The organism is Nocardia sp. NBC_00403 (genome assembly GCF_036046055.1).
In the GTDB taxonomy this organism is placed as follows: domain Bacteria; phylum Actinomycetota; class Actinomycetes; order Mycobacteriales; family Mycobacteriaceae; genus Nocardia.
In genome coordinates, this window is sequence record NZ_CP107939.1 from 1,271,776 (window position 1) to 1,284,070 (window position 12,295).

The 12,295-nt window shown below is 67.5% G+C and carries 8 protein-coding genes; 5 read left to right on the forward strand and 3 right to left on the reverse strand.

The annotated features are described in order from the left end of the window. Positions 1-8: 8 nt before the first annotated feature. Together OHQ90_RS05445 and OHQ90_RS05450 are read right to left on the reverse strand one after the other, a co-directional pair. Positions 9-1,145: a septum formation family protein gene (locus OHQ90_RS05445; protein WP_328407918.1), complete on the reverse strand. Its 1,137-nt coding sequence runs from the start codon at positions 1,143-1,145 to the stop codon at positions 9-11. Between the two features lie 95 nt (positions 1,146-1,240). Then, positions 1,241-2,947 carry an aldehyde dehydrogenase family protein gene (locus tag OHQ90_RS05450; protein ID WP_328407920.1) on the reverse strand — a complete coding sequence of 569 codons (1,707 nt, stop codon included), beginning with the start codon at positions 2,945-2,947 and terminating at the stop codon, positions 1,241-1,243. A 226-nt stretch (positions 2,948-3,173) separates the two neighbouring features. On the opposite strand from OHQ90_RS05450, the gene serS reads away from it, so the two are divergent. The 3 genes from serS (at position 3,174) to OHQ90_RS05470 (ending at position 9,044) form a co-directional block, all read left to right on the forward strand. Beyond that, positions 3,174-4,436 (forward strand): serine--tRNA ligase, encoded by a 1,263-nt coding sequence (serS, locus tag OHQ90_RS05455; RefSeq protein WP_328407922.1) that lies wholly within the window; start codon positions 3,174-3,176, stop codon positions 4,434-4,436. Positions 4,437-4,637: 201 nt separating this feature from the next. Then, positions 4,638-6,500 (forward strand): putative bifunctional diguanylate cyclase/phosphodiesterase, encoded by a 1,863-nt coding sequence (locus OHQ90_RS05460; RefSeq protein WP_328407923.1) that lies wholly within the window; start codon positions 4,638-4,640, stop codon positions 6,498-6,500. Between the two features lie 780 nt (positions 6,501-7,280). Then, a complete protein-coding gene (locus OHQ90_RS05470) occupies positions 7,281-9,044 on the forward strand; it encodes an MFS transporter (RefSeq protein WP_442941323.1) in 1,764 nt (587 codons plus the stop codon). Between the two features lie 69 nt (positions 9,045-9,113). Here the strand turns inward: OHQ90_RS05470 and OHQ90_RS05475 are convergent, their stop codons facing one another. Further along, positions 9,114-9,758, reverse strand: a complete 645-nt coding sequence (locus OHQ90_RS05475) for a TetR/AcrR family transcriptional regulator (protein ID WP_328407924.1) — start codon at positions 9,756-9,758, stop codon at positions 9,114-9,116. A 114-nt stretch (positions 9,759-9,872) separates the two neighbouring features. On the opposite strand from OHQ90_RS05475, the gene OHQ90_RS05480 reads away from it, so the two are divergent. Together OHQ90_RS05480 and OHQ90_RS05485 are read left to right on the forward strand one after the other, a co-directional pair. Further along, positions 9,873-11,129, forward strand: coding sequence for an oxygenase MpaB family protein (locus OHQ90_RS05480; RefSeq protein WP_328407925.1), 1,257 nt, complete (start codon positions 9,873-9,875; stop codon positions 11,127-11,129). 206 nt (positions 11,130-11,335) lie between these two features. Continuing rightward, complete coding sequence (locus tag OHQ90_RS05485; RefSeq protein ID WP_328407926.1) at positions 11,336-12,292, forward strand: DMT family transporter; 957 nt, start codon at positions 11,336-11,338, stop codon at positions 12,290-12,292. Positions 12,293-12,295 lie beyond the last annotated feature (3 nt).

A 12,295-nucleotide genomic window follows, 5' to 3' on the forward strand; every position in this document is an offset into this window, starting at 1 on the left:
CGGCCTGCCTAACGCGGCTGCGGCGGCAGCGGCGCCGCACCCGGCAGCGGCGCAGGCGTCCGGCGGCCCGAGTTCGGCGGTGGCACCGGCGCCTGGCCGTTGATCAAGATCTCGCCCTTCGCGGAGCCGGTGATCGGGGCGAAGCCTTCCCGGTCGGTGCCTTTGCCGATCATGCAATCCAGCTTGCGACTGCCGGCCAGCCAGCTGCGGGCATCGACATAGTCGAAGAACAGCGTCAGCGTCTTGTTGCGCACCTGATCGGGCGACCCCAGATAGTCGGTAGCGGAGCGGGCGCACTCCTCCTCGACGAACCGATCCTGCTCCTCCTTGGCGGGCGGCCCACCGGGGAACCGAGCCGCGAGGTCGATGGTGGACACGATCTCGACGGCGTGCGCCTGCCCGCAGTCCACCGGATCGGTCGGCAGGTTCTGGTTGATGCCGAGGCAGGTCCCCACCTCGAACACCTTCGACTGATCGTGTTCGGCGGCGCTGCCCGTCGACGGCAGTGGGGTCCCGGTACTTCCGGAGAACTGCAGCCCACAGCGCAGCGTCCGATCACCGTGTTTCCACCCGTCGGGGCTCGGGTACATCAGCCCGACGACATAGCGCCCGCGCGGATCGAAGTGCCCGCCCATGTACTGCTGCACTGCGGGGACGCAATGCTCTTCCTTGAGCTCGGTCAGTCGCAGCGAGTCCGGGAACCGCGAGCCGGCGCCGAATTCTTTGCCCGGGTACTTGCTCATGTCGATATCGGCAGCGACCTCGAACAGATGCCTGTTCGAGCACGCCACCTTCACCAGGTCGCCGCGGTCCGGCTTGGTCCAGCTCAGGCAGTCGCCTCTGGCTGCCGTGCCGAACTCCTTGTCCAGCACGGTGTCGACCGGCGACCCGGGAGTGTGCGCCTCCAGCCCTGTTTCGTTGTCGAACCCGGTCACGAACAGCGTGACCATGGCCGCGATGACGGCGCCCGCCGCGACGGCGAGCAGCCCCCAGCGCAGGGTCGGCGCGGACAGGTGCAGGTTGCTACCCGTGAGCAATGCGCGGGCGTCATCCAGCGAGCGTGGGAACGAGCCGAGACGCGACGGCTTGGCGCCCGAGGGATGCTCGGTCGCCCGCGGGGGCTGAGGCACATCATCGGAGGACATCGCGATCCATCATGGCAGCGTCTGATCCCCGGTGCTACGACCTGGTCGATCAGGCGCAGGCGATGGCTTGCCGACACCGCCGTAGCGGCGTGATCTCAGCCGCGAAACGCCGACAGGAACACTCCCGGCAGCCGCGCCGGGTTGCCGCTCGCGTAGAACTCCGTCAGTTTGCGCCCGGTCGCCGCGGCGGTGGCATTCGTGACGAACCACGGCGGCTTCGGAGACAGCGCGAGTTCACCGTGCATCAGTGACCGCGGCGCCGGCCGGAACGGCCCGCTCACCACCGTCCGTTCCACATCGTCGAGCAGGAAAGCGTTGTGCACCACGCCGATTCCGCTCTGCACGTCGTCGATGGTGTGGCCGGGGTAGGCGCCCCACGCGGCCCGTGGCGTGAGGAAGGCCAGCCCGGTCCAGGCGTTGACCGCGATCGCGCCGTAGCGCAGCCGTTCGATCGCGCGGTCGAAGGCGGCGCCGAGCCGTTTGATGGTGCTCGGGTGCGCGATCACATTGGCGCCGAGCGTTCCGGTGAGTTCGGTGTTCGCGAAATCGACTGCGTACTGCAGGAATTCGCCGCCGCCATCGGGCAGTTCGACCACGCCGAGCACCGGTGAGAAGTACTCGGTGCGCAGCAGCGGGGTCTCGGTCTGCGGCAGATTCTCGACCAGCACCCGACTCTGCCCCGGCCCGAACCGTTCCGCGTCGGGATACGCCGCAACTGCGTCGGCAACCCGGTTGTCGCTGCCCGGGTAGTAGGCCGGACGCTGCGGCGCCTTGTCGAGCGCGGCGCGCAGCTCGGCGAGGAATTTCACCTTCTGCGGCCAGTTCGCGCTCAGCACTACGGCTTGCGTGGCGACGCAGTTGTAGCCGCCGTTGTGCAGCCGCTGGGTCGCGACGTGCTCGGCCTGGAAACGCAGATCGGCGTCGCTCCATTCGCCTGGCACGACGATGGTCGGCGAGACGCCGCCGAGTTCACTGGTGATCGGCTTGTCCAGCAGCGGGCGCTGGTCGGACTTGCGTTCCTGTCCCTCCGGTCCGGGCCCCCAGACGATCGCGTCATGGGTGTGCGCGCTGCCGGTCATGTGCACATGCGCCACGTCGGGATGGTGCACCAGATACCCGCCCGCTTCTGCCCCGCCGGTCAGGATCCGCAGCACGCCGAGCTCGATGAGCGGCGCGAAGATCATCTCGAGCACCGTGAACAGTGGATCGGTGATCGGGTTCAGTTTCAGCGCGACCACCCGGTTGTGCGCGTAGAGCTCGTACAACGCATCCAGCGGCGGAATCGAGGTGATGTTGCCTGCGCCGAGTATCGCGCCGATGCCCGCCGTTGCCGTCGGGTCGAGCTGGGCGAGCCCGGCGCGTCGGCGCGCGGTGCCGGCGTCGACCCCGGGCCGCAGCCACACCTCGCCCCGGAAGCCGCTGAGCAGCAGCCGGTCGTAGACATCCAGCGGCAGGATCGGCACCGCGACCCGATCTCCTGGCGCCGCGGTCAGCGCAACCCCGTCGAGCGGACTGCGCCCCTGCTCCAGCGCCGTCAGCGTGGCCGACAGCGCGGCTGTGGCCTGCAGCAGCGTCATCGGACCCGACATCCATTCCTCACCGACCAGCGGTGAGTCCTCATCGAGCCCCTTCCAGGTGCGAGCGGCACGCACCCAGTCGGCGGCGAAGCGTCCGGTTCGGGTGTGGATTTCGTCGAGGAGCTCGCGACGACGGCGCAGCGAAGTCTGGGCCCACACCTTCTCGCCCGCGGTCAGATCGGACAGTGCGCTATCGATTTCTGTTTCGTCGAAAGTTGTGCCCACAAACCAACTATGCGCGCGAACAGGGCCCGATGGCCCACATCCTGGGATATCGGCGTGAAACAGCAACACCGCGCCTATTAGGCGGCTGCCTCGCCTTCGCTCGGCCCAGCGCGGCTGTCGGCGGACTGCGTCCCACAGTGCCATTAGGCGGCTGCCTCGCCTGCGCTCGGCCCGGCGCGGACTGCGGTCGGACTACGTCCGGCTGCGCCTATTAGGCTGGTCACCCATGATCGACCTCCGATTCCTGCGGGACAACCCTGACGCGGTCCGCGCCTCGCAGCGCGCCCGCGGCGAAGACCCCGCCCTCGTCGACGCCCTGCTCGAAGCGGACGCGGCGCGCCGTGCGGCGGTGGCCACCGCCGACAACCTGCGTGCCGAGCACAAGGCCATGGGCAAGCTGGTCGGCAAGGCGAGCCCGGAGGAACGGTCCGCGCTGCTCGCGCAGGCACAGGAGATGTCGGTGAAGGTCAAGGAGGCCGAGGTGGCGCAGCACGCCGCCGACGCCGACCTGGACGCCGCGCAGCGCGCCCTTTCGAACGTCGTGCAGGAGGGCGCGCCCGCGGGCGGCGAGGCCGACTACATCGTCTTGGAGACCATCGGCACGCCAACGGAATTCGATTTCGAGCCGAAGGACCATCTGGAACTCGGCGAGTCGCTCGGGCTGATCGACATGGAGCGCGGCGCGAAGGTCTCGGGCGCGCGCTTCTACTTCCTCACCGGATACGGCGCGCTGTTGCAACTGGGGCTGCTGCAGCTGGCCGCGCAACGAGCGGTCGCCAACGGCTTCACCATGATGATTCCGCCCGTGCTCGTCCGGCCGGAGATCATGGCGGGTACCGGGTTCCTCGGCCAGCACTCGGCAGAGGTCTACCACCTCGCCGACGATGATCTATACCTGGTCGGCACCTCGGAGGTGCCGCTCGCCGGCTACCACTCGGGCGAGATCCTCGATCTGAGCGACGGTCCGAAGCGGTATGCGGGTTGGTCGTCGTGCTTCCGTCGCGAGGCGGGCAGCTACGGCAAGGACACCCGCGGCATCATCCGGGTGCACCAGTTCGACAAGGTCGAGATGTTCGTCTACACCACGCCGGAGCAGGCCGACGCCGAGCATCGGCGGCTGCTGGCGTGGGAGCAGGACATGCTGGCCGCTGTCGAGGTCCCTTATCGGATCATCGATGTCGCGGCAGGCGATCTCGGCAGCTCGGCGGCGCGCAAATTCGATTGTGAGGCGTGGGTGCCCACCCAGCAGGCCTACCGTGAGCTCACTTCGACCTCGAACTGCACCACCTTCCAGGCGCGCAGGCTGTCGGTGCGGTACCGGGACGAAAACGGAAAGCCGCAGATCGCCGCCACTTTGAATGGCACACTGGCGACCACGCGCTGGATCGTGGCGATTCTGGAGAACAACCAGCAGGCCGACGGTTCGGTGCGGGTGCCCGCCGCGCTGGTTCCGTTCGTCGGAACCGACGTATTGCGACCGACCAAATAGGCGGTGGCCGAACATTCGTCCGTCCAAGCGCCCTCTGCTCACCATCCGTCAGGCACTGTGTCAGCGGTATCGGCCGAGGGAGACATTGCGGGCGAATCGCGCTAGCCGAACGGGTCGCCGGACCCCATAGCCGCTGGTTCGCCATGCCGGATTCACGGGATGTGGCAACCAGTGCGAATCGTTACCTCTAGGCTATTGCCCGTGCGAGGAATCGGGGCGCGCGGCGATACCCGAACCCGGGTGCGGGCGGCATCGGCGCTGGCGACAGCTATGGTCATGGCTCGGACCACCGGGGCGTTCTACGTCATGGGTGGTGTGCTTGGCCTGATTATTACTGCCATCGCACCGGGAGACGAGGGTAATCGACCGCTGGTCGGTACAGCTGCGGCGATTGCGCTGACGCTGGGACTCACGCTGCTCGCGTGGGGGCCGCGACTGCCGCATTCCATTCATCACGGGTACGTCGCCATCGCGACGGTCCTGGTGACGGTCGCGGTGCATTCGTTCCCGAACACGGTCGGCGCGATCGGCCTCGCCTCGTTCTATGTCTTCGTCGCCTGTGATGCGGCGCTGTTCTTCGCCTGGTCGCAGGCGCTCGCGCACATCGCGTTCGCCATGGTGTTGTGCCTCTGGGTGCTGCCCGCGCGGCCCGTTGTCCCCGGCCTGCCCTGGTGGTCCGGGTTGATTCCGGCAGGCGTGACCTTCGGTGTGGGTGTCGTCGTCGGCATCCTGACCAGGATGGCCTCCGAAGCCGATATCGATGTGCTCACCGGTCTGCTGAACCGGCGTGGCTTCGACCGCGCGCTGAACACCGCGATCGAGCACGCCACCCGCAGCGGGCAGGGCCTCGCGCTGGTGCTCGTCGACCTCGACCGCTTCCAGAAAATCAACGATCACCTCGGCCATCGCGCCGGTGACGCGGTACTACAGCGTGTTGCTGATACCTGGTCCAAGCTGCTCGCTCCCGATCAACGGCTGGCCCGCTACGGCGGCGATGCTTTCGCATTGCTGTTGCCGAATACCACTGAGCAGGCCGCGATCCTGCTGACCGAGCAGTTGCGGGCCGCGGTGACCACCGGGTGTTCCGCGGGCGTCACGTCATGGCAGCCGGGGGAGTCGGGTTCGCTGCTGGTCAGCCGTGCCGACGTCGGCCTGTACCGGGCCAAGCAGGCCGGTCGCAACCGCACGGTACTCGAGTCCTCGCGGCAGCTGCCGCTGGCCGTCGAGCTGCGCGAGGCGATCGATCGCGGCGCGTTGGACGTGCACTACCAGCCGATCGTCAGCCTGACCGAGGGCGGCGGCAAGGCGGTCGGTGTGGAGGCGCTGCTGCGCTGGTCGTCGAGCGCGCAGCCCGACGTCACCACCGAGGGGCTGATCCGGGTCGCCGAAGAATACGACCTCATCTCCGACCTCGACGAGCTGGTGTTGCGCAGGGCCTGCGCTGATGCCGCGCGGCTGCAAGAGACCTTCGCCCAGCTCGATCTGACGTTGAATGTGAACGTCAGTGGTCTGGAACTCGCCGAGACCGGCTACGCCGATCGGGTTGCGAACATTCTCGCGAGCACCGGCTGGCCCGCCGACCAGCTGGTGCTCGAGGTCACCGAGAGCGAACTCGCCGCCGAATCCCAGACGGCCATCGGCAATCTGCACATCCTGCGTGAGCGGGGCGTGCGCATCGCCATCGACGATTTCGGCACCGGATACTCCTCGCTGAGCCGGCTCGCCACCCTGCCCAGCGACATCCTCAAGGTCGACCAGTCCTTCGTCGCCGCGATCCGCTCGGATTCCCCGGCCCCGCCGCTGCTCGGCGTCATCGCCGCCCTGAGCAGCGCGTTGGACCTACAGGTGATCGCCGAGGGCGTGGAAACCGAATACCAGGCCGCGGTCCTGACCGAGCTCGGATTCGCCCTCGCACAGGGCTACCACTACAGCGATTCACATCCTGTCGCCGACCTGATCAGCGACCTCAACGAGCACAACGGCCGAGTCGGCCCCGGCGCGTCGGACCGTGAGATCGGCGACGGCGACCTGCACGCTGCCAACGGCTGGCTGCCGCTCGGGTGAGCCGCGTTCGACATCCTCGCCGCTAGCTGTCCGTCGAGGGTGGACGTCTGCCGCCGGTTGCGTCCCGTGGGCGGTAAGGACCGGGCGCAGGGTGATCGTCGATTCGCGGGTGTCTCGCAGCACTGGGGTCATCATCGAAATCGCTGCCAGGAATCGTGTGCCACCGGATTCAGCTCTGGCCCGGCCGGCCCGGTGACTCGCTCCGCGAAGCCCGGTTCGCCGGTGTGCCCCGAGTACAGAAGGTCTACGGCGGGCCACGCAAGGGCGACTGAGTCGAGTCGGCCGGCGGCGTCGTGATCGATGCCGTCCAGGAATTCGATTGTGCCTATGGCGCCGGGTTCGATTAGGGGCTTTGTGCTGTCTCGGGGCTCGCCATCTTCGACAGGCGCACGGATTCCGTCTGCGCCGCGCGATTCGGCGCAGTCGCCTCCGCGCGAGCTTCGAGTCGGGCCGTAGGTGAGGGAGCGTGCGGGCGAGCTGAACAGCGGTGTGGACGAGTCGAGACGCCTGCGAGTGGGCCGTAGGTGAGGGAGCGTGCGGCGATCTGAACAGCGGTGCGGTCGAGTCGAGAAGCCTGGGAGTGGGCCGTATCGGTGCACGAAAGTCTCGTGCGGCCAGCCCCTTCTGCGCCGTGGGAATCACTTGACGGGCTGCGGCGGGGCGACCAAGCTGAGCATCATGCGGTTGCTCTTCTACGGCTGTTGAGCCGATAGGTCGCTACGCGTCCGGTTGACGGGTCGCGTCGGCAAACTCGGCCTTCATGCCCTCACGGTTCGGGCGGTGCTCTTCAAGGGCATCGGTGAGCTCATCCCGCTGTATGCGCTGTACGCGTTGCTGTTCGCTGATCATGGGTTGAACACCGGGCAGATCTCCTCGCTGTTCGCGATCTGGTCGACCACCGCGTTCCTGCTCGAGGTGCCCTCCGGTGCCTGGGCGGACACAGTGTCGCGGCGAGCTCTGCTTGTACTCAGCGGTGTGCTGCTGACCGCGGGATTTGCGGCATGGACCCTGCTTCCCACCTATCTCGGCTTCGCGGCAGGTTTCGTCCTGTGGGGTGTTTCCGGCGCATTGCAGTCCGGAACCTTCGAGGCACTGCTCTATGACGAGCTCGCCGCACAAGGCGAGCGCGCGGCCTACCCGCGCATCCTCGGCTACGCGCGAGCCGCCTCGGAAGCCGCGATTGTGATCGCCATTCTCGCCGCGACACCGCTGTACATCTGGGGCGGATACGCCCTGCTCGGCTGGTCCAGCATCGTCATCGCCGCAACCCACACCCTCCTCGGTCTGTCGCTCCCGAGCGCACCGAAGGCAGTGTCCGCCGCAGCTGTCGAGGACCTGGAAGACGATGCCGCCGAAGCCGATCCGCCCCGATCACCGCAGCAACGCCGCTCAGCGCCGGGCGTCGATAGCTCGACCTCACCGCTAGCGGTATGCGCGGCGTACGCCGACGGCCCGGAACATGATGTCGTTGCGAATGATTCAGCGCAATCACCGGCCGGCCCCTCCGTGGCCTGTGCTGAAGTTCCGACCACATCGGACGGATCGACGACCACTGCTGCCGGGATCCGGTCTGCCGAATCAGTCCAGCCTGCAGGAGTATCCCTCGCAGGAGTATCCAATGATCGCGCCGCGCTGTCTGATGGTTGTGCTGCGCTGTCTGATGGTTGTGCTGCGCTGTCTGATGGTTGTGCTGCGCTGTCTGATGGTTGTGCTGCGCTGTCTGATGGTCGTGCTGCGCGGTCCGATGGTCCTGCTGTGGTGGTGGACGTCGCTGAATGTGGCGGCGGACCGGATCGTCCCGCAGCGCTATCGACGAGCCAGTCGGCCGCCCATCGCGGTCGCTCGACAGTTTTGTGTGGTGCGATGCTGGTCGACCAGGCCGCGCCCGGCTCAGCTGTGTCGGGGCCGTTCGCCGGGTATCTGACCACGCTGCGCACCGGAGTCGGTGAGGCGATTCGGGTGCGGGCCGTGCGAAACGGCGTGCTGTTGGGGGCGCTGTTGTCCGGGATCACGGCGTTCGACGAGTACTTTGCGCTGCTCGCGGAGTCGGTCGGTGTATCGACTGCCGTGGTGCCGTTGCTGGTCGGAGTGACGGTGCTCGGCTCATTGATCGGTTCGATGTCGGCGGGGCGCACCGAGGCGATGGCGGCGCGGACGATGGCCGTTGCGGTCGGGGTGGGCGGTGTGCTGTTTGCCGGTGGCGCACTGGTCGCCGGACTGGCGATCCGTTGGCCCAGCGCCGTGTATGTGCTTGCCGGCATTGGCTTTACCGCAATCGGCGTCTCCTACGGCATCGTCTACAACGCGAGCATCGTGGCAGGAGCGCGGCTACAGGATGCCATCGAAGGACCCGCCCGCGCGACGGTCACCTCGGTGTCCGGTCTGGCCTCGGAGGTGGTCGCGCTCGCGGTATTCGGCTTCGCCGCCGCCGCAACCTCCTGGCTGTCGATGCCCACGACGGTCGCTCTGCTCGGCGCCACAATCCTGCCGATCGCGCTGGTCACCCCCTCTTGGCTACCCCGCCGCCGAGTGAATGCCGACTGACCGGGCGAGTGGCAAGTGGTGGAGAGGTCTTCTCGTTCTTCGGCCGCAGCCATGACCCGCTCGGCGTGGTCAGTCGAGCGGGCTGCCGATGAGATGGCTTGCGGTGAGCAGGAATTGGTCGGTGGAACGGTCGATGAGGGTTCGGCGGGTGATGGGGAGGGTGCCTGCCAGCCAGCTGTTGGTGGTTTCCCAGAGACCGCCGAGGAGGTGGGTTGCGGCGAATTCGGCGTGTTCGCCGGCGTTTTCGACGACGCCGGCGCCGACTTCTTCGGCGCATACGGCCAGCATGATGCCTGCGAACGAGCGCATCACCTCGGCCCTGCGCATCAGCAGGGCCGGGTTCAGTTGAGCCTCGACGGTGGCGATGCGTGCCTTGCGTGGATCATCGGCGATGAGGTCGACGGCGGCGGCGATGGCGGCCCTGGTCTTCGCGCGGATGTCGGCGCCGGTTGTCATGAACGCGGTGACGACGGCCTGGCCGATCTCGTCGACGATCCGGTCGAACAGTTCGCTGAATACCGAATCGAGGTCGGTGAAGCTCTCGTAGTAGTAGCGCTCCGACAGCTTGGCCTTGGTGCACAGTCCGGAGACGGTCAGCCTGGCAAAACCCGAGGTCCCGATGATTTCCAGTGCCGCATCCAGCAGCGCGGCGCGGCGGCGCGCCCGGCGCTGTTCGATCGGCACGCCACCGTAGGACCGCGAGGTGGTAGTCATCGGAGACCATTCTGGCATAGATCCTTGCCAGATTTTCAATTCTGTGAGACGTTCTTGTCAGAAGGTGCCCGATGCGTGCACCGACGCGAACCTCGAACCGATGGGTGAAGTGCAATGACGCATGACAACCAGCTGCTACCCACGCCGCCGCTGTTCACCGAGTTCCCCTTCCGGCAGGCTGTTCCGGTCCTCGCGCCGGGCGATCTGCGCTGCACCGCCGCCCAGCGCGATTCGTTCCGCCGCTTCGCGCAGGCAGGCGATCCGCTGGCCGACGACGTAGTGGCGATGATCCAGCGCCTGCCGGTCGGCGAGGGCCGCCGGATGTTCGAGATCGCCGTCGAGCAGGGCATCGATGCGGTGCCGGACGCGCCGCAAGAGCTGCGGGCACTCTTCGGACAAGTCGAGGCAGACCCGTACTGGCTCGACCGCGGCAAGATCGATCGCGGTGCCCGCGTCGTCGGCCGCACCAGTGTCTGGGGCGGCATAGCCATGGGTATGTTCGCCCTGATGGGCGGCTATCTCGCCTCCCGTGCGGACAAAACGCTCGTCGGCACCGGCGACCTGAACGCGATGGCGCCGCGCCGACTCGCCGAAACCACACAGTGGTGGCTGGATGTCACCACTCCCGGTGGGCTGCAACACAATCGGGTCGGATACCAGAGCGTGCTGCGGGTGCGCCTGATGCACGCGCTGGTGCGCGCGGGCATGAATCGACGGCCCGACTGGGATTACGCCGCATGGGATCAGCCGGTGAACCAAGTGCTCACCGTCGGTACCCTCGGCCTGTTCTCCATGGCGAATCTGGTTGGCGCGCAGGCGCTGGGGCTGCGATTCTCCGCCAAGGAAAAGGACGCGGTCTTCCACCTGTGGCGCTACGTCGGCTTCCTGCTCGGCATCGACGCCGAGATCCTGCCGACCTGTGAAACCGACACCTGGCGCGCCTTCTGGATCCTCGCCGACACCGAATTCATCCCCGATGAGGACTCCCGTCTCTTGGCCCAGGCCCTCGTCACCGCCGCGGGCGGCCTGTTCGTCGGCAACGACACCGCTCCACAGCGCCTGGTCCGCAAGGCGGTCACCGGCTACATGGTCGCCTACAGCCGAATCATCCTCGGCCCGACCAACTCCGACTTCCTCGGCCTACCGAACAACAAACTTTTCCAGAGCGCGGTCATGGCCACCGCCGTCGTCAACGGCGTCCTGGAAATCCCCCGCCAACTCCTCCCCGGTGCCACCCGATTCCACGAACAACTGGGCGCCCGCATCCGTACCCGCCTGGTCCGCGGCTCCATCGCCCGCAACGGCGGCGACCGCACTTATGCCCGCCACGACACCTTCGCCACCCACCGCACGGCACTACGCGCGGGGTAGCTCGCGCGAGCACTGGTTAGGGTTGCGTCCCAGTAACTTTGGGTAATGGCGTTAGTGAAATGGTGGCCGCCAATGCGGTGGCGGCCACCATTTCTCTCACGTCGACCCGAGCAGGGTGCACGGCTTTCGGAGTGCGGACTGGCTATGGGCGCGTGGCGAGGCGGAGGCGTAGTCGGGATGCGGACGGGGCGCGGTACCGTGCGGGGGTGACCGGGCGGCGGCAGGCGGGGCTGGTCTTCGGCTTCTGTATCGGGGCCGGGGTGGCGGTGCAGGGGCGGGTCAATGGTGCGCTGGGGGCGCGGTTGCATGACGGAATCGCTGCCGCGTGCATCAGTTTCGGCCTCGGGCTGGTGCTGCTCGGCGTTGCGTTCGTTGTCAGTCGCCGCCTGCGTGGCGGGCTCGCGCGGGTGCGGGTAGCGCTGGAATCCGGTGAGCTGCGCCTATGGCAGTTGCTCGGCGGGCTGTGCGGTGCTTTCTTCGTCGCGTGTCAGGGGCTTACGGTCGCCGCGATCGGTGTCACCGCGTTCACGGTGGCTGTGGTGGCAGGTCAGCTGGTGAGCAGTCTGGTGGTGGATCGTCTCGGTGTGGCTCCCAGTGGCCGCACCCCGGTCACCGCATTGCGTCTCGGCGGCGCTGCCCTCGCGATGGTCGCGGTGGTCCTGGCCGCGGCCGGTCGCTCAGGTACCGCGGTCGGTTCTTCGGCCGTCCCGGAGTGGCTGCGTGACGGCCCGGTCGCATTGCTGGTCGTCCTGCCCGCGTTGGCAGGCATCGGTCTGGCCTGGCAGCAGGCGGTCAACGGTCGAGTCGGCGTGGTCGGCGGTCCCTTCGCCGCCACCCTCGTGAACTTCGGTATCGGCACAGCTGCCCTGTTCGCCATCGAAGCGCTCATTCTCGCCCGCACCGGTTGGCCCACCGAATTCCCCAGCGAGCCTTGGCTCTATGTGGGTGGCGTCATCGGTGTCGCTTTCATTGCCCTCGCGGCTCTCACCGTCCGCTGGATCGGGGTCCTGCTCCTCGGTCTGACGTCGGTGGCAGGCCAACTCCTCGCCTCGGTCCTCTTGGACATCGCGATTCCCACCGGTGCCGGACTGTCGGTCATGACTGTCATCGGCTGCGCCCTCACCCTCGCGGCGGTCGTCGTTGCCGCTCGCTCCCGAAGCTGAACA

What these genes read in the sequence shown, in the direction of transcription:
- serS (WP_328407922.1), top strand. Translation starts at nt 3,174, where the DNA reads ATGATCGACCTCCGATTCCTGCGGGACAACCCTGACGCGGTCCGCGCC.
- OHQ90_RS05445 (WP_328407918.1), bottom strand. Translation starts at nt 1,145, where the DNA reads ATGTCCTCCGATGATGTGCCTCAGCCCCCGCGGGCGACCGAGCATCCC.
- OHQ90_RS05475 (WP_328407924.1), bottom strand. Translation starts at nt 9,758, where the DNA reads ATGACTACCACCTCGCGGTCCTACGGTGGCGTGCCGATCGAACAGCGC.
- OHQ90_RS05480 (WP_328407925.1), top strand. Translation starts at nt 9,873, where the DNA reads ATGACGCATGACAACCAGCTGCTACCCACGCCGCCGCTGTTCACCGAG.